The organism is Sphingomonas sp. P3_C6 (assembly GCF_056402595.1).
Genome location: NZ_JBFUHB010000016.1, coordinates 46,793 through 64,090 on the forward strand (window position 1 = coordinate 46,793; position 17,298 = coordinate 64,090).

General features: G+C 63.7%; 18 protein-coding genes. 11 read left to right on the forward strand and 7 right to left on the reverse strand.

Features of this window, described 5'->3' with window-relative positions:
* Nucleotides 1-44: 44 nt before the first annotated feature.
* The 4 genes from AC1DT7_RS15600 (at nucleotide 45) to AC1DT7_RS15615 (ending at nucleotide 3,139) form a co-directional block, all read left to right on the forward strand.
* Nucleotides 45-599 (forward strand): phage tail protein, encoded by a 555-nt coding sequence (locus AC1DT7_RS15600; RefSeq protein WP_478036950.1) that lies wholly within the window; start codon nucleotides 45-47, stop codon nucleotides 597-599.
* A gap of 22 nt (nucleotides 600-621) precedes the next feature.
* The gene (locus AC1DT7_RS15605) at nucleotides 622-1,146 is read left to right on the forward strand and encodes a phage tail protein (protein WP_478036951.1); all 525 of its coding nucleotides are present in this window, start codon (nucleotides 622-624) and stop codon (nucleotides 1,144-1,146) included.
* Nucleotides 1,147-1,160: 14 nt separating this feature from the next.
* Nucleotides 1,161-1,745: a phage tail protein gene (locus AC1DT7_RS15610; RefSeq protein ID WP_478036952.1), complete on the forward strand. Its 585-nt coding sequence runs from the start codon at nucleotides 1,161-1,163 to the stop codon at nucleotides 1,743-1,745.
* A 206-nt stretch (nucleotides 1,746-1,951) separates the two neighbouring features.
* A complete protein-coding gene (locus AC1DT7_RS15615; protein WP_478036953.1) occupies nucleotides 1,952-3,139 on the forward strand; it encodes a sugar-transfer associated ATP-grasp domain-containing protein in 1,188 nt (395 codons plus the stop codon).
* A gap of 34 nt (nucleotides 3,140-3,173) precedes the next feature.
* On the opposite strand, the gene AC1DT7_RS15620 is transcribed toward AC1DT7_RS15615, so the two are convergent.
* The 4 genes from AC1DT7_RS15620 to AC1DT7_RS15635 form a co-directional block, all read right to left on the reverse strand.
* Entirely contained in the window at nucleotides 3,174-3,464 is a 291-nt protein-coding gene (locus AC1DT7_RS15620; protein WP_478036954.1) for a PqqD family peptide modification chaperone, read from the reverse strand.
* 38 nt (nucleotides 3,465-3,502) lie between these two features.
* Nucleotides 3,503-4,393: a sulfotransferase domain-containing protein gene (locus AC1DT7_RS15625; RefSeq protein ID WP_478036955.1), complete on the reverse strand. Its 891-nt coding sequence runs from the start codon at nucleotides 4,391-4,393 to the stop codon at nucleotides 3,503-3,505.
* A complete protein-coding gene (locus tag AC1DT7_RS15630; RefSeq protein WP_478036956.1) occupies nucleotides 4,390-5,274 on the reverse strand; it encodes a hypothetical protein in 885 nt (294 codons plus the stop codon). Before AC1DT7_RS15630 ends, AC1DT7_RS15625 begins: the two co-directional genes overlap by 4 nt.
* 92 nt (nucleotides 5,275-5,366) lie before the next feature.
* Complete coding sequence (locus AC1DT7_RS15635; RefSeq protein WP_478036957.1) at nucleotides 5,367-5,525, reverse strand: hypothetical protein; 159 nt, start codon at nucleotides 5,523-5,525, stop codon at nucleotides 5,367-5,369.
* A gap of 418 nt (nucleotides 5,526-5,943) precedes the next feature.
* On the opposite strand from AC1DT7_RS15635, the gene AC1DT7_RS15640 reads away from it, so the two are divergent.
* Nucleotides 5,944-7,824 carry an asparagine synthetase B family protein gene (locus AC1DT7_RS15640; protein ID WP_478036958.1) on the forward strand — a complete coding sequence of 627 codons (1,881 nt, stop codon included), beginning with the start codon at nucleotides 5,944-5,946 and terminating at the stop codon, nucleotides 7,822-7,824.
* Nucleotides 7,825-7,844: 20 nt separating this feature from the next.
* Here AC1DT7_RS15640 and AC1DT7_RS15645 read toward each other — a convergent pair whose 3' ends face one another.
* Together AC1DT7_RS15645 and AC1DT7_RS15650 are read right to left on the reverse strand one after the other, a co-directional pair.
* Entirely contained in the window at nucleotides 7,845-8,891 is a 1,047-nt protein-coding gene (locus tag AC1DT7_RS15645; protein WP_478036959.1) for a 50S ribosomal protein L11 methyltransferase, read from the reverse strand.
* 354 nt (nucleotides 8,892-9,245) lie between these two features.
* The gene (locus tag AC1DT7_RS15650) at nucleotides 9,246-10,229 is read right to left on the reverse strand and encodes a LysR family transcriptional regulator (protein ID WP_478036960.1); all 984 of its coding nucleotides are present in this window, start codon (nucleotides 10,227-10,229) and stop codon (nucleotides 9,246-9,248) included.
* A gap of 116 nt (nucleotides 10,230-10,345) precedes the next feature.
* On the opposite strand from AC1DT7_RS15650, the gene AC1DT7_RS15655 reads away from it, so the two are divergent.
* The 4 genes from AC1DT7_RS15655 (at nucleotide 10,346) to AC1DT7_RS15670 (ending at nucleotide 12,719) form a co-directional block, all read left to right on the forward strand.
* A complete protein-coding gene (locus tag AC1DT7_RS15655) occupies nucleotides 10,346-10,891 on the forward strand; it encodes a carboxymuconolactone decarboxylase family protein (protein ID WP_478036961.1) in 546 nt (181 codons plus the stop codon).
* A 67-nt stretch (nucleotides 10,892-10,958) separates the two neighbouring features.
* Nucleotides 10,959-11,591, forward strand: a complete 633-nt coding sequence (locus tag AC1DT7_RS15660) for a pyridoxamine 5'-phosphate oxidase family protein (protein WP_478036962.1) — start codon at nucleotides 10,959-10,961, stop codon at nucleotides 11,589-11,591.
* Entirely contained in the window at nucleotides 11,588-12,064 is a 477-nt protein-coding gene (locus AC1DT7_RS15665; RefSeq protein WP_478036963.1) for a nuclear transport factor 2 family protein, read from the forward strand. Before AC1DT7_RS15660 ends, AC1DT7_RS15665 begins: the two co-directional genes overlap by 4 nt.
* 97 nt (nucleotides 12,065-12,161) lie before the next feature.
* Nucleotides 12,162-12,719, forward strand: coding sequence for a cytochrome P460 family protein (locus AC1DT7_RS15670; protein ID WP_478036964.1), 558 nt, complete (start codon nucleotides 12,162-12,164; stop codon nucleotides 12,717-12,719).
* 335 nt (nucleotides 12,720-13,054) lie between these two features.
* On the opposite strand, the gene htpG is transcribed toward AC1DT7_RS15670, so the two are convergent.
* A complete protein-coding gene (gene htpG / locus AC1DT7_RS15675) occupies nucleotides 13,055-14,941 on the reverse strand; it encodes a molecular chaperone HtpG (RefSeq protein WP_478036965.1) in 1,887 nt (628 codons plus the stop codon).
* A gap of 424 nt (nucleotides 14,942-15,365) precedes the next feature.
* Here htpG and AC1DT7_RS15680 point away from each other — a divergent pair, with 424 nt between their 5' ends.
* Together AC1DT7_RS15680 and trmFO are read left to right on the forward strand one after the other, a co-directional pair.
* Nucleotides 15,366-15,806, forward strand: coding sequence for a hypothetical protein (locus tag AC1DT7_RS15680; protein WP_478036966.1), 441 nt, complete (start codon nucleotides 15,366-15,368; stop codon nucleotides 15,804-15,806).
* Nucleotides 15,807-15,848: 42 nt separating this feature from the next.
* Complete coding sequence (gene trmFO, locus AC1DT7_RS15685) at nucleotides 15,849-17,165, forward strand: methylenetetrahydrofolate--tRNA-(uracil(54)-C(5))-methyltransferase (FADH(2)-oxidizing) TrmFO (RefSeq protein WP_478036967.1); 1,317 nt, start codon at nucleotides 15,849-15,851, stop codon at nucleotides 17,163-17,165.
* Nucleotides 17,166-17,298 lie beyond the last annotated feature (133 nt).

Consider the following 17,298-nt stretch of genomic DNA (forward strand, 5'->3'; position numbering starts at 1 on the left):
GGCAGATCGCGTGTGGCATCGGGTTGACGATCACGGGAACTGCTATGTCGGATAGTTGGCTCAGCGAAATTCGAATCTTTCCGTACGGCAAGATACCGACTGGATGGCATCTCTGCGACGGCACGATCATCCAGGTCACGTCGAACCAGGCCTTGTTTGCCCTGATCGGAAGTCGGTACGGCGGCGATGGCAAGACCACCTTCGCGCTGCCGGACATGCGCGGACGTGTTCCGGTCCATCTCAACCCCGCTGACCCCAACTGCAACCAGGTGGGCATGGCGGGCGGGGCCAATAGCGTGGCCCTCACCGTCAATCAGATTCCCACGCACAGCCATCAGGTGGGGGCGTTCAACGCCAATGGGACCGTTCCCATCCCGGTGAACGGCTTTCCCTCCGCTGTGGCACCGAACGGGACGGCCGGGTCACCATCGCCGCCACAGATATATGGCCCGCTACCCACCGGCACCGGGACAACCACGCTGCTCAACGCCGGGTCGGTTGTCGCCGAAGGCGGTGGGCAGGCACATGAGAATCGCCAGCCGACCATGGCGATGAACTGGTGCATCTGCGTCACGGGCTTCTTCCCATCCAGGAACTGAGCGGACAGCGAGGAACGCAATAATGGATCCCTATATCGGCGAAATCCGCCTGTTTGCCAGCATCTACGCGCCACGCGGCTGGGCCCTGTGCGCCGGCCAATCACTGCCGGTTACCGGCAACGAGGCTCTCTACACGCTACTCGGCACGACCTATGGCGGTGACGGGATAACCACCTTCAACCTTCCGGACCTCCGCGGGCTGCTCGTTTGCGGGACGGGCCAGGCCTCTGGGTCACCCAATAATTATGTATTGGGGCAGACCTTCGGTGTCGCGCAGGTTACCGTGACAGAGGCGCAGATGCCGTCACATACCCATCCGCTCACGGCATCCAAACAAGCGGCGAGCGCCCTCACCCCGGCAGGCAATGTCTTCGCGGCGCCGAGCAGCGTGCCGGAATATGTCAATTCCGGTGCTACGGGCTTCGTAGCCCGAAATTTGGCGGCGACCGCGCTATCCAGCGAGGGCGGAAGTCAACCGCACGCCAACCTGATGCCGACAATGGCAGTGAACTACATCATCTGCATCCAGGGTATATTTCCCATCTGAAGGGGTCCAATACGATGAGTGATCCATTTATCGGCGAAATTCGTGGCTGGGCGTGTACTTACGCTCCCCGCGGCTGGGCGCTGTGCGACGGCCAGCAGATGCCGATCCTCCAGGCGCAGGCCCTCTTCGCCATTATTGCCGGTCTCTATGGCCCCTATACGCAGCAGATGTTCACGCTGCCCGATTTGCGCAGCATGTCGCCGATGGACGCGGGCAACCCTGCTCCGGCCTGGGTTGCGACGGGCATGCCGGCCACCGTCGCGGTGGCCGAGAAGCTCGGGACGAGTTCGGTCACGCTGAACTACAATCAGATGGCCAATCACACCCACCAAGCTGTCGCCGCGACCGCTCCCCCGGCCTCCATGACCGTAACGCCTAGTCCGAATGCCTATGTCTCGCGCCCGCTGATACCTCCGTCCGGGAGCTTTCCGACAGGTGTGTCCTATAGCGCGTGGACGAACAGCGGCACGCCCGACGTGACGATGGCGCCTCAGTCAATCGGCCCGGTTGGCGGTGGCCAGGGCCATGAGAACCGGCAACCTTTCCTGACCTTCAATTTTTGCATCGCGCTCGAAGGCCTCTATCCCTCACGGAACTGATCGTTCGCCTACCGGCGCTCCTTTCACGAGACATCAGTGAAGCGCCGCGAGGCCGTTATCGGACATGGCTTCCCACGCCGGATCGAGTATTCGATCACGATGAGTTCGATGTCGCATGAGAACGGTGCAAAAGTCGCGATTCCCGATCGGACTGGAAAGACACCGGTTCAGTCACGGGTCGTCGTACCGCATAGCCGTCCGTCGCAATGGTGAGTGGCTTCCGTCGCGCCTTCGCGGCGCTGGGCGCCTATGGCCAATATGGCTTTCCGTTTCTGCCAGGCCCCGCCCCCACGCCCACGGCACGGCTCAGACGGCTCACCGGGCCGAGCTATCTGCCGAAACGACGCCGGCTCCTTCGTCCATTCGTGTTCGCCGCCATGGTCCTGTCATGGCCTGTGGGCGCGCTGGCAACGGCGATCAGGGTCCAGCGGCAGGATGCACGGCCCGGACGCCTGCGTCGCGTCGTTGACGCCTGGTGGCTGGCGATGACGCGCAACGTGCCGCCATTCGAATATCGTGCCTACCGCCTCGACCAGCCGGATTCTCGCCCGGACCTGCTCCAGTTCGTCTTCTGGCCTGACCTGCGTGCGCTCGCGGCGCTGAACGCGCGGCGCGGCGCGGAGGAACAGGCCGTCAGGGACAAGGCGCGCTTCGCCAGCATCTGCGAGACCCACGGACTGGCCTCCATACCCACCCTGGCAGCGTTCCGGGACGGCCTCCACGTGACACCGGCGGCGCCGTTCGTTCCCGACGTGCCCGAACTGTGGGTGAAGACCCTCACCGGCCATGGCGGCGACGGCGCCGCGCTGTGGCAGCGTACCGACGATTCCTATCGCAACGCCAATGGCCCGCCAGTCGCCGCCGACAAATTCGCCCAGCATGTCGGCGGCACCGACTGCATCGTCCAGCCAAGGCTCCTGAACCATGCGGCAATAGCCGATATCAGCAATGGCGCGCTTGCCAGCCTGCGGATCATCACGGGCATCGATCGCGAGCGCCGCGCGGCAGCTGTGGCCGCGATGCTGTATCTGCCCAGCGGCGATCGGATCACGTCCGTCTCCGGCATCGGCTGCGCCATCGATATGGACCATGGCATGCTGACCAAAGCCCTGGACTTTCGCAACGGCGCTGTGGACATCACGCGACATCCCGATACGAACGCAGAGATAATAGGAAGGACGCTACCCTTCTGGCCGGAAAGTCTGGCCCTCGCGGTTCGCGCTCACGAAACCGGGTTTGGCCGGTTCGTCTTTCTCGGCTGGGACATCGCCCTTACTTCCGAGGGCCCCCTGTTGATCGAGGCCAATTCCGGCTGGCTCGCCCTGCATCTTCAGCTGCTCAACGGCCCCCTTGGCCGGACAGCATTTTCGCGGATACTGAACGAGTATCTATGAACAGGTCGTCCGCCGGCCGGTTTCAGGGCCGACTTCAGGCAATGCTGACAAGATTCTCGCCGGCCAGATGCTCGATTACCGCCCGGACTTCGGCGCGGCAGACCTCCGGATCGACATCGTACTCCCCGGTCAGGCAATCGATAAGGTCGGCCAAGGTCCGGGGTGTTTCGATAAGCTCCCAGATTCGCCGCGTGACGGGAGACAGCTCGAAATAACTTCCCTGTTCCACGCTCAGCATCAGCAACTTGTCACCCAGTGGGGCGCCAAGCGTGCCTGGACCACGTTGCAGAACCATGGCCTCGTCGATCGGAACGGACGGAATCATCAAATGCTTTCCCGAAGTATGAAGATTGAAGCTGACACCTATGGTGATGTCCTGGCCGCTGCCTCGCGACCGCGCGGATATCCCAGCCTTTCCATCATGAGACCATGCGCGCGCTCGAGCGAGTCCACAAGATCGCTATCAAGCAGCGCGCGGCCTTCACCGGGCTCGGCCCGCCGGAAGAAGGGGATTTCGGGTTTGAAGCGTTCCGAGAATCCATGTTTCAGCTCTTCCCGCTGGAGCCGCGCGAAATCCGTAAAGGCAATGGCGCGCTCGACATCGCCGGGCGCGACCCGGATCTTCAGGAACTCCAGCGCGCGCGTCAGCCATTCCGCCGGTGACGCCAGCAAATCCTCGTACCGGATGAGCAGCGTCGGAACCACATCCTGGTCGAGCCAGCTCGCCACGTGCGAGCTCCAGTCCTGAGTCTTCTGGAATATCTGCTTGGAAAAATGCCTGGGGATGCCCTGAAGGTCACCCTGCGGATCGTTCATGAAAGCTACCGTCCTGCACGGCGACCAGTTCCAGAAGGTGGCGAGGGACACGGCAATATCGCGCGGATCCCGCACCAGATAGAGCGCCACCTGGCCCGCGCTGGCTCCGTGGACCGGAATGCCCTCGCGATTGAAGCGATACGCGTCGTGGCTCTTGAAAAAACACCGATCAGCCTCGGCGCGCGCTTCCGCATCGCAAAGCCGGGGCCGCAACAAGTCCTGCTCCTCGGCGGTCAGCAGCGAGGTTTCGATCAACGATGCCTCGTCGATGATGCTGCGCGGCAAGGGCCCTGTTCCGACGGTGATATGCTGATCCGGCGTCCACTGCGCGGCTTCGGGTTTCAGGAGATGCATCATCATCAGGCGCATCCAGGTGTTGCCCGACTTCATGTAGGACGCGATCCACACGGGACCATCCGGCCCGCCCGACGATGTCACACCAGCGATTCCCAATGCGCCTTCAGGCAGGCGACGCTGCGCGCATTGTCAGCAACGGCGACCGAACGACGAAAGACGTAGACGGGCACGCGATCGACAAGCTCCGCCATCAGCGCGAATCGCTGAGAGACATCGTTGATCTGGTTGGCGAGAAGGCGGCGATAGCGCTGGTGATCGAGCATGACCGCAGCTTTCCCGGGGGACAACAGCTCGATGATGGGATCGGCACGCTCCGGCAGGGATTCGAGAAGATAGATGCCACGGAGCGGGAGCACGGTTTCCGCACGCTGTGCCGGAAGCTCGACATGGAATTTGTGGATCTGGCTGCGCACCGCCTTGCGACGGTGATCGGCCACGTCCATCCAGTCGATCACATCCTCCCACAAGCGGAACCTGCGCCCATCCGCCTGAAGAACGGGAAAGGCACCGCCAAGATCCAGAGCGGAAACGTCGTCGCTCACGATTTCGCAGCCGCCGTGCAGACAGAGCAACGCTGCGAGGGTGGACTTGCCTGCACCCGAGGCGCCGCTGAAGGCGAAAACATTGCCGTTGGAGGCCACTGCAGATGCGTGCAGGAGCAGCGCGCCCCGCTGATAAAGGGCGATCGCGGTCGCCGTTCCGATGATGAAGATCGCCGCATCGTCCAGCGCTACGCCGGCAACCGGTTCGACGACGATATCAGTTCCGGACGTCACCAGGAAGCGAACGACCCCGGGCACTTCGACCAGAAACGAGGGAGGGGCGGACTGCCAGTTCGGCCCAATCAGGACCGCGCCATCCAGAGCAGCGGGAACGCTGCCAAGTCGAATATAAAGATCGGCAGGCTCGCTGCCGCTGTCCTCGATACTGCCGTATAACGAGATATCCGACTGCACGCGCAAGCCGGATATCCGATAATATCGCGATTCGACGACAGTTACCGGCGCAGGCATACGCATCCAGCCGGTGATCGAACGTCAGATCGGGCGAAGCGTCAGGACGCCGGGCCTGTCGTGGACGTGAATTCAGTCAGCGTCCTGTATTTCCCCTGCGTCTCGCGATTCAGGTCATAGCGCTCGAAGGTGGGCGTTTCCCAAGATTTGCGATCGCTGGAAAGTGCGTTCCCGTTGGACGGCTTGGTCTCGTAATCCATCCCGATATTCCTTCAGTTACCTCGAGGCCCCGATTGTCGTCATCTACGGTCGCGGCATTCAAGTCAAGATGATATGGTGCAGTTGCGAACAAATCTACCATGCCACAGGGTTAATTGTAAGAACATTCCGCATTATAAAAACATGCTCCCCAATTCGTGATCGTTCGCGAATCGGAACGAGCTCGGGGCAATCCTGATTGTTCTGGGTTTCTCGGCGGCCGTGGTCCGCGGGCAAGTTGCTGTTCCAGCCAGATGGAAAACACTCTACGGCGAAAAACATGCTCGGTTTCGACACCCCGGCCTTTCGCCGTTGCGCCAGCTGGCATGACCGCGGCGGGACTGCTTACCTGCTCCGCGCAATGAACCCGGAATCTCCGTCGGGATCCTGGGTCCGCATCGCTCAATGGCCGGGAACGCAATGCGCCTGATCTGCGGCATATGGCATCTCGACGGCAAACACGTCGATCTCGCCATGCTCGACTCGATGGCGGCGGGAATGATCGCGGCGGGCCTCACCCCCGAGGTGCGTCGGTCAGTCGAAGGCAATGTCGGCTTTGCCGTGGTGGATTTCGCCGCGACGGCTTCCGCCCCCCCTGCCCCCGTATCCCATAGCGGCATCATGCTGGCAGCCGATCGCCGGCTCGACACCCCCGGACAACTCGCAGCGTCGCTGGATTGCCCTGGCGCTGACCAGGATATCCTCATCGGAAAGGCGGTCGAACGCTGGGGAAGCGACGCGCCACGCCATCTGTCCGGCGACTTTTCCTTCGCCCATTGGGACCCCGAGGCACGCCGGCTGTTGTGCGCGCGCGACATGTTCGGGGTCAGGCCCTTTTACTATGCGTGGCGTCCGGGGGAGTGCTTTGCCTTCGCCTCGTTTCCGTCAGGTCTTCATGGCGGCGGGCTGGTGCAGCGAACGTTCGACCGCGTGGCGCTGGCGCGTCACCTCGTCCAGCAGCAAAGGCCCGGCGAAGCATTGTTCACGGGTATGGCACGCCTTCCCGCCGCCCATTGCCTGGAGGTTTCCGCGGACGGCCTGGCAGTGCGGCGCTACTGGGCGCCGGATGCTCGAATTGCACGCCGCCGACATGTGACGCCTGACGAGGCCGCGATCGGCCTGCGCACTCTTCTCGATGCGGCCGTGCGCAGTCGCCTGCCTGAATCGGGCAACGTTGCGGCACATCTGAGCGGCGGGCTCGATTCGTCCGCGATTGCCATCCTGGCCGCGCGCCAGCTTCACGAAAGCGGCCGCCAACTCCATGCCTGGTCGTTCCTCGACGTCCAGCGCAATGATGTCGTGCTCGACGACGAAACCGCTTTCGTTCAGGCCGTGCTGGAACAGGAATCCGGAATTGCATGGACCGCGGTGCGTCCACCGCGCGATGATATCGACCCTGGCGCATTCCATTCCGACCTTCCGCTACCGGTCGGGCCGGAAGATCCCGATTGCGCGGTCTGCGCCGGCGCGGCCGCGGCCGGAGCGCACATCGTCCTGTCCGGCTGGGGTGGTGACGAAGCGGCCACCTTCAACGGGCGCGGCGCGCTGGCCGAGCTTTTGCTCAAGGGCCGGTGGCGTACGCTGGCCCGCGAATGTTCGGCGCTCAGGCGCGAACGCGGCGTGAGCATCGCCGATATCCTGCGCGGAGAAGTGATCGGCTACCTGCTCCCTACCTTCTGGCACGCGGCGCGATCCCGCAAACGCGGCGACGGGCTCAGGCACCGGCTCCTGCAGTGTTTACCGAACGACATTGCGGCGGCGCTCGGGAAAGACCGGGACGGCGCGCTGTCCATGGGGCCGGACGCCGGGGCAAACCGTACGCGGCTGATCGGTTCGTCCCATATCGCACAGCGATGCGAGAACTGGGCGGCGCAGGGCGCGCAGCATGGTGTCGCCTTCGCCTTCCCTATGCTCGACCGCCGGGTTGTTGAGTATGCACTGTCGCTTCCCAGCGAGTTGTTCCTCCGCGACGGCTGGAAAAGGCGGGTGTTCCGGGACGCCATGAAAGGGGTGCTGCCCGACATGATCCGTGAGCGCCACGCCAAGGCCACACCCTTCCCGGCCCTCCCGTTGATCATGGCCGAGCAGAAGGAAAAGCTGGCGGCGCGGGTCGATGAGGTGGCGGCGAACGACACGGTACGAACCGTTCTCGATGTCGACGCGCTACGCGCGCAAGTCGCAGCCCTGCCCGATCCGGCGACGATCAAGGCCACGCTCAGCGGCAATCCGGCTCCTTCGGCTGATGCAGCCGCGCTACGCCAAATCCTGCGCCTGGCCGTCTATATAGCGCAGGACCGTTGATCGCGCCGTCAGGCCCTCTTTCAGTCTACCAGTTCCGCCCAGATACTGAACGTCTCCCGATCATGGGCTCCAACCACGGCAACGGCCTGGCCAGCCACCACCTCCATCGTATCGCGGAACGGATAGAATAAGGTCGCCCAACAGGATGAAGCGCCAGGGCCTGGCCGATTCTCGTAAACGATCTCGTCGTCCATCTTCAAATGGATCCATTGCAGCACGCCATTGATGGGACCGCCATCGGCGACCACGGTGGCACGCTGCTCCGCCGGACGAAATGGACCGCCCGAGCGGAAGTCGAATTGCATCAGATCCGCGCTCGAACTCCGAACGTCGAGGGTCGGATCGCCGATAGCATGCGGCCACACCGCGGCTTCCAGCACGTTGAACCCGGACAGGTCGAATCCGTCGATGATTCCCATGCGCCGCTTTTCCAGGGCACTGCTCCAGGCGAGCGCCACCCGAACCGTCCCCGCTTCCGGGATCATCCGACCATCGGGTTTCAGCCAGCGAGCCGACTCCTCCATGACCGCGAGGCACCCTTCGCCGATCAGGTTATTGCTGACGATCTCGGATACCAGCACGTCCACCGCACCGCCCAGATCCTGCTCCACATCGAGGTCGGACGAATGCCGGGGGATCAACCGGACACGATCCGCGAACCCGTTGGCATCGAGAATCCGCGTCGCCGCCCCGGCGACCGCCGCATTCTGCTCACAGGTCACGACGTCCTGCGCTCCGGCACGCGCTGCCATCATCGCGAGCAACCCGGTACCCGTGCCGATATCCAGAACGCGGGATTGGGGAGTCACCGCACGACGCAGGGCCTGGTCATAAGCCTGGTTACGGGCATGATCGCGCACGATCACGAAATGCCAGTCAGGCACCATTTCCTTGAGCAGCGTTTCTGCCTCGCGGGCAATAGACGGAGCCGGGCCCATCGCGAGCACATCGTGGACAAGTGCCGCCGCGCGATCGGGTCGAGTCCCGGTCATGGCCTTCGCGATGTTGACCAGGGCCCGCGGATCGCCTGCTCCCTGCTCGGCAAGCATTTCCAGCGCGTCATGCATATCGGCTCTTACCACGCGCGGACCTCCCTGCGCACCACAAGGCAAGGATGCGCGCCATCAGTTCGTTAAGGCTTTCCTTGATCCGATGCGAATAGTGTTTTGCAACAAAATTTGCCGCGCCACAGTTCAACGCTTCCTTTGGCTGCGATCACTTGGCGTAATCGCCCTGAACGGCAGGAACCGGCGCCATTCTGTCGAAAGGGACGGCATTGATCTCACCAATTCAAACCAGGTGTTTGGTCGTATGGGGCGAACCGATCGAGAATGTCCGCGCTTGCCCGGTTGCAGCCGACGATATCGACCTCGCGCCCGTCGCGCAGGGGGCGCGTCACGATGGCAACTCGGCCCGTTCAATCAATGAGCGTGGCGTTCCCGAGCGGGCCCTGTCCCGCCTCCTTTAATACCGTCATCGGCTCCAGAGATTGGCCCGACCGGAAACGACCGGCCAGTCAGGTCCATCCCGTCGAAATGCGCGCGCGCGGCCTCTACGAACGCGCGCACGTTGACTGACGCCCGGCGGTTCGCCTGATAGACGAGATGAATCGGGAGAGACGGCGGGGCGATATCATCGTGCAGCGCCACCAATGTGCCGGCACCGATCGCATCGATCGCCTGATAGGACAGCACCCGCGCGATTCCCATGCCGTCGATGGCAGCGGCGACCGCCGCATCGGCGGTGTTGACTATGAGGCGCGGCTCGATCCGGATTGCCGGCTTGCCGGTTGGTCCGAACCGCCATTCAGGAGAGCGGTCGATCTCGGCGAACGAGATCAGGTCGTGATCGTGCAGCGACGGGATGTTCGCGGGGACGCCCCGCGCTGCGAGATAGGCCGGGCTCGCCACCAGAATACGACGCACCTCGGCGACTTTGAGCGCGTGCAGCGAACTGTCGGACAAGTCGCCGATCCGCACCGCCACGTCGATTCCTTCATCAACCAGCCTCACCACCCGGTCGATCAGCGTCAATGACACCCTGAGGGCCGGATGCATGCGCAGCAGGCGGTTCGCCAAAGGCAGAATGTGCAGCCGCCCAAAAGCGACCGGGGCGGTGACGACGAGCGTCCCGCCCGGTGTGGCGCCGTCCCCGCGCAACGAGAGCGCCGCATCGTCGAGTTCGACCAGCGCGGCGCGGCAGCGATCCAAATAGGCGGCACCCTCCTCGGTCAACCGGACCGACCGCGTCGTTCGGCGCAGCAGCGCTGTTCCGAGCGACGCCTCGAGCGACGCCACCGCGCGGCTCGCCGCAGTCGGAGATATCCGCATGTGGCGCGCGGCCTCGGCGAAGCTCGCCAGGTCGGCGACCGCAATGAAAGTGCGCAGCTCTTCCAGTCGGTCCATAATTATCCCGATATCCGCATGAGTGAAATGTATGATCAATGGATTATCACAGTTCTTGGGAAGTGACATCTTCAATGGGCAGACGGCATCCAGCCGCTCTGGCCGGAGAAAGTTGCATGTCCCGCCTCGCCATCACTGCCCGCGAAGATGCCCTCGCTGCAGCCCAGCCCTTGCTCGACGCAGTCGAGAAACAGCTTGGCGTCGTCCCCAACCTGTTCCGCCTGGTCGCCGGCAGCCCCGCCGCCCTCGAAGGCTATCTCGGCCTCAATGCGGCACTGGGCCGCACGCTCGATGCCAGGACGCGCGAGCGGATCGCCATCACCGTCGCTCAGGCCAATGGCTGTGACTATTGTCTGTCGGCGCACACCTATCTCGGACTGAACCTCGCCAAGATCGACGACGCCGAGATCGCACTGAACCGCGCCGGCCATTCGGGCGACGCCAAGGCGGATGCCGCGGTCGTGTTCGCCCGCCAGGTTCTCGCCGCGCGTGGCAAAGTAAGTGACGGCGACATCGCTGCCGTCCGTCTCGCTGGCTTCAGCGAAGCGCAGGTGATCGAGATCGTCGCCTCGGTCGCGCTCAACGTGCTGACCAACTATATCAACAATGTCGCCGAAACTGACATCGACTTCCCCGTCGTCCTCACAGCGCAAGCCGCCTGACTTCCCTCGCCGTCGGCGGGCTAGGACCCCTCGCCTGCCGACGGCATTCCCCGATGTGGAATCGATCATGCCTCATGGCTTCCTCGACATCGCGACCACCCCCGGCGTCCATGCGGCGCAGGTCGCCCATGGCAGCGCCGGGCTGTATGACAGGGCCGGGTCGAACCGAGCCTTCGATCGCCTCGGCCAAGCAGAGCAGGCCTTCATCGCTGCGCGCGACAGCTTCTATATGGCAAGCGTCTCGGAAACCGGCTGGCCCTATGTCCAGCATCGTGGCGGCCCGCCCGGCTTCATTAAAATACCCGATGACAAGACACTCGTCTTTCCCGATTTCCGAGGTAACCGGCAATATATCACCCTGGGCAATACCGCGGTGAACGACCGGGTCGCGGTGATCCTGATGGACTATCCAGCCCGCAGGCGGCTGAAGCTCTACGCCCGGATCGAGGAACGCGATCTCGTCGCCGACCCCGATCTCGCCGCCCGTCTCGCTTTGCCCGGCTATCGCGCCGTGCCGGAGCGCGCCTTCATCCTCCATCTCGACGCATTCGACTGGAACTGCCCGCAGCATATCACGCCGCGCTTCACCGAGAGCGAGGTTGCCGCCGCGGTAGCCCCATTGCGCGCGCGCCTCGCCGAACTCGAAAGCGAAAACCTGGCCCTGCGCGATGCGCTCGCGGTCCAAGGAGACAAATCATGACCACCGTCGAACTGCCTCGCCCGCCCCTGCCCCCCTTTACCCGCGAGACCGCATTGCTCAAAGTCCGCGCGGCGGAAGACGCCTGGAATAGCCGCGATCCGGCGCAGGTGGCGCTTGCCTACACCGTGGACAGCGAATGGCGGAACCGCGACCGCATTTTGAAAGGACGGGCAGAGATCATTGACCTGCTCACCGCTAAATGGACGCGCGAGGAAGAATATCGTCTGGTGAAGGACCTGTGGGCTTTCACCGACAACCGTATCGCGGTGCGCTTCCAATATGAATGCCGCACCGAGGGGCAATGGTATCGCTGCTACGGCAACGAGCAATGGGAGTTCGCCGACAACGGCCTGATGCGCCGGCGCGAGGCATCCGTGAACGACCTGCCGATCGCGGCGGCCGACCGGCGCTTCCTCTGGGCCGGTCTTGGCCCGAGGCCCCAGGGGCATCCCGGCTTGGCCGGTGTGGGCTGATGGACCGGTCTACAAGCATCGTCGCCCTGCCGGGCAGTCTTCGCAGGCACGCCGGTCGAGGTGCTGAACGTGCTCCAGCCAACAAGGGAACAGGACAATGACCATGATGCGCGCACTCAAGCTGCTGTCGCCGCTGCTGTTAGTCAGCGTCGCGAACGCCGGCGGCGCGACCCGCTACAACGCCGCCGGCGATATCATCGTCCCCGCCAACTATCGCGACTGGATCTTCCTGACCTCGGGCCTCAACATGAACTATGGCGACGAGCCGATCGCCGGGCACGATACGTTCGACAATGTCTTCGTCGATCCGGCCTCCTGGCGGGTTTTCAAGGCGACCGGACGCTGGCCGCAGGGGACGATCTTCGTGAAGGAAGGGCGCCGCGGCGCGACCAACGGGTCAATTAACCGTACGGGGCAGTTCCAGACCGAGGAGCGCGCCTATCTCGAGCTTCACATACGCGACGCCAAGCGCTTTCCCACCGGCTGGGGTTTTTTTGAAGTCACTGGCGAGCGGCCCGCGAAAGCGCTTCCCCCCTCATCGAGCTGCTATGCGTGCCACCAGCAGCACGGAGCCGTCGAGACGACCTTCGTCCAGTTCTATCCGACAGCCAGGCCGATCGCGGCAAAAGCGGGCACGTTGGATGCCGGCAAATAGCCGCGCTCAGCAGCCGGGCAATGGCGGACCATGTCGCTCTCTCAGCGGACCGGATATGCCGGATCGTCTCGATCGCCGCTCGCAATTGCGGCCCTGTCCGCGCCACCGAGTTCATCGCCGCGATAACGCCAGTCGACGGACTGACCTGCGGCCCGTCCTGTGTGCCGGGTTGAGGCGGGACCAGTTTCGGACACGGCCGATGCCGCGTGTAGAGTGCTCACACGCCCCGCCGAAACGGCCGCGCCTCCAAAGTGGATCGCCCCCAGCCTTTGCGCCCGGACAGCTCAGCGAGGCGACGAAGTCGAGAAGCCTTCGCCGCCCCGCAGATGTCTGTGTCAGCCTGTTCCACGCTCCAGCAAGCGCATCAGCCGAGCCGAGAAGGCGCGAGGATCGACAGGCAGTTCGCCGTCCGCGATCCGCGCCTCGTCAAAGAGAAGATGCGCCGCGTCCGCACGGATGACTTCGTCGTTGCTGCCGACCACGCTCAGTTTTTCGACGAGCTTATGATGTGGATTGATCTCCAGCACCGGCTTTACGGTGGTGTCGAGGCGCCCGGCGCCCGCAAGCAGCTTTTCGAGCTGTCGATCCATACCGTGATCCGGCGCTACGAGGCACACGGCACTCTTCGTCAGGCGATCGGACGCGCGCACGTCCGACACGGCATCGCCCAGCGTCTCCTTCACGAACGCGATGAAGCCGTTGACCGCGTCCGAGGCGGCCGTCGCCGGCTGCTCGCCGTCCGCGAGCGGGATCAGGCCGAGATCGGCCAGTCCTTGCGTGACCGACTTGAACGGCTTGCCTTCATAATCGACGCCGGATGTGACCCAGAAGCTGTCGACCTGATCGGCGAGCAGCAGCACGTCGATCCCACGCGCGCGGAAGCCTTCCAGCTGCGGGGAGGTGGCGAGGCGGTCGAGATCGGTGCCGGTCGCATAATAGATCGCGGTCTGATTGTCCTTGAGGCCCGCGACATAGTCCTTGAGCGAGCGCCATGCGCCGCCCGAAGTGGTCGACTTGAAGCGTGCGAGGTCGAGCAATGTCTCACGCCGCGCGTAATCCTCGTAGAGACCTTCCTTCAGAACCGGGCCGAAATTGTCCCAGATCTTGAGGTAGCGCTCCGTGTCGCTCGTCGCGAGCTTGTCAAGTTCCGACAGGATGCGGTTCGATATGGCTTTATGGATCGCAGCCAGGACCGGGCTTTCCTGGATCATCTCGCGCGAAACGTTGAGCGGCAGATCATTCGAATCGACCAGCCCCCGCACGAAACGCAAATAGCGCGGCAGAATCTGCGCCTCATCGGTGATGAACACCCGGCGTACGTAGAGCTTCATGCGGCCCGCGCGATCGGGATCGAACAGGTCGAACGGCTTGGTCTCGGGCACGAATGCAAGCACGCTATATTCGTGCAGGCCCTCGGCGCGGTAATGCAGCGTCAGCGCCGGCTCGTCGAACTGCCCAGCGGCGCTGCGGTAGAAATCCTTATATTCCTCAGCGGTGATCTCGGACTTGGGCTTGGTCCACAACGCCGCGCCGTCGGCAATCTGCTTCGGCTCGCCGTCGGGCGCATCCTTCAGGAAGATCGGCACCGGCACATGGCCCGACTGAATCTTGATGGTGCGCTCGACCGTGAAGCTCTCGGTATAGCTCGCCGCATCCTCTTTCAGGTGCAGCAGCACGCGGGTGCCGCGCGCCGGCGCATCGGCGATATCGACCGGCTGGATCGTGTAGGTGCCGAGGCCATCGGACGACCAGGACGCGGCCGTATCGGCGCCGGTGCGTCGCGAGATGACCTCGACCTGATCCGCGACCATGAAGGCCGAATAGAAGCCGACGCCGAACTGGCCGATAAGGTGACTGCCTTCCGCATCCCTGGCACCGGCGATCCTGTCCATGAACGCCTTGGTTCCCGACCGGGCGATCGTGCCCAGCGCATCGGCAAGCTCGGCCTCGCTCATGCCGATGCCATTATCCTCGATCGTCAGGCGTCGATGGTCAGAGTCGAGAGTCACGGTGATCCGAGGCTGTCCGTCCTCGCCGAGCAGATGTGGATCGCTCAGCCCCTCGTAGCGCAGTTTCTCGCAAGCGTCGGCGGCATTCGAAATCAGTTCGCGCAGGAAGACATCTTTGTCCGAATAGACCGAATGCACCATAAGATGCAGCAGCTTGGCGACATCGGCTTCGAACGAACGGGTTTCAGGCGCGGCTTCGGTGATCGTCGTCATCCTGTTGTCCTAAACTCCAAGGTTGAGAAGCGCAGCAGATGGCTGACCAGTCCAGACCTTTCAAGCGCCAGTAGCGCCTCGCGGAGAGCCCTCGCAGTTCGGCTGGTTGCTGGGATGGCAACAGGGCCGGTTCGCGGAGGACCTTCCTCAGCACAGCGCGCGCATTTCGAGAGCGTCATCGGCCCGTTGATCGCCGCGAACTTCACCGTTCAGCCGAGCCCCAGCCCGGCCTTTGCCACAGTCGATTGAGCAAGCTACCCCGTTCGGGCTGAGCTTGTCGAAGCCCCGCTTCTCTCTTCGTCCGAAAGAGGCCGCCTCTCACTGACAAGCTCGGCCATGAAGGTTCAATGCGCTTCTCATGAGTTTACCGTGCAGATCGCTCGTCGCTATCGGACCATTGCAAAGTCGGTGTTAGCGAAACCTCATGCGCAGCACTTCATCGATCCTCGCCGGCACCATCGTGGCCTCATTGCTGGCCGTGCCGTTGGTTTTACTGTCCATCATCATTGGTGTCGTGATCCGGTATCCGGAAGGGCTTCATCGCCTCTGCATGCTCCACATCGCTGTCGCCATTCTTCTGCTGGTCGCCTCGGCTCCGCTAGGCTTCGTCTTCGCGGGTCTTCCCGTCTTCTTCGGTGCAACGGTAATGTCATGGCTGGGCCATCACGCGCCGGACTCGCGTTCGCCGATCGTCTGGGGTGCTGCCGGAGCCGGGCTTGGCACATTGGTGTCGATACCCTTCGTGGCCCTTCTATTCGGCGAGTCGGAAGGAGATCCGCTTCCGTGGATCCTCGCCTTCACGATCCCCGGAATGATCTGCGCCCTGGTCTGCTGGCACATGACCGCGTGGGCCGAGGACGATTAGCCCCGCTGGCCGTTCGCCGGGCACGCTGCTATCTGCCCGCGCATGACTCATGACGTCCATATCATCGGCGGCGGCCTCGCCGGATCCGAGGCCGCGTGGCAGCTCGCCGAGGCTGGCTACAAGGTGAAGCTTTCCGAAATGCGCGGCTCGGGCGAAATGACGCCGGCCCACCATACCGACGGCCTGGCCGAACTGGTCTGCTCGAACAGCTTCCGCTCGGACGACGCCGTGAGCAACGCGGTCGGCCTGCTCCATGCCGAGATGCGCGCACTCGGCTCGCTGATCATGCGCGAGGGCGATATCCACAAGGTGCCCGCAGGCTCTGCGCTCGCGGTCGATCGCGACGGCTTTTCGGCCGGCGTGACCGCTGCCATCACGGCCCATCCCAACATCACCGTGGTGCGCGAGCGGGTCGATACTCTGCCGGACGACGGCCTCGCCATCATCGCCACCGGCCCCCTCACCGCCGCCGGCCTCGCCTCGAGCATCGGCGCTGCCACCGGCGCCGACTCGCTCGCTTTCTTCGATGCCATCGCGCCCATCGTCCATTTCGAGTCCATCGACATGGACACCGCCTGGTTCCAGTCGCGCTGGAACAAGGGCGAGGGCAAGGACTACATCAACTGTGCGATGGACAAGGACCAGTACGCCGCGTTTCACGCCGGATTGATCGCGGGCGACAAGACCGACTTCAAGGAATGGGAGAAGGACACACCCTATTTCGAGGGCTGCATGCCGATCGAGGTGATGGCGGAGCGCGGTTTCGACACCTTGCGCTTCGGCCCGATGAAGCCGGTCGGCCTTGACGATCCCCGCACCGGCCGCTGGCCCCATGCCGTGGTGCAACTCCGCCAGGACAATGCCCAGGGCACGCTGTGGAACATCGTCGGTTTCCAGACCAAGCTGAAGCATGCCGAGCAGGTTCGCCTGTTCCGCACCATTCCCGGCCTGGAGAATGCCGAGTTCGCGCGGCTCGGCGGCCTGCATCGCAACACCTTCATCCGCTCGCCGGAGTTGCTCGATCCAACGCTCCGACTGAAGAACAGGCCGAACATCCGTTTCGCCGGCCAGATCACCGGGTGCGAGGGCTATATCGAGAGCGCCGCGATCGGCCTGCTCGCCGGCCGCTTCGCCGCCGCGGAGCTCGGCGGCCACACGCTCGCGCCGCCACCGGTCGAGACTGCCTTCGGCGCGTTGCTGCACCACATCACCGGCGCCGCGGTCGCCGAGACCTATCAGCCGATGAACGTCAATTTCGGGCTGATGCCGCCGATCCCGGGCCGCACCAAAAAGGCCGATCGCAAGAAGATGTACACCGACCGCGCCCGTGCCGCGTTCGGCGACTGGCTGGCAGCCTGACCGGATCGATTCAACCGCCGGAGGTATCGTGAGAGCGCGGGGCGGCCGGGGTGTTTGCGATACCCCGCCAGGCTCTTTCCCATGGTCGATGATGTTGGACGGTTTTTCGCCAGGAGCAGCGGAAACATCGGCG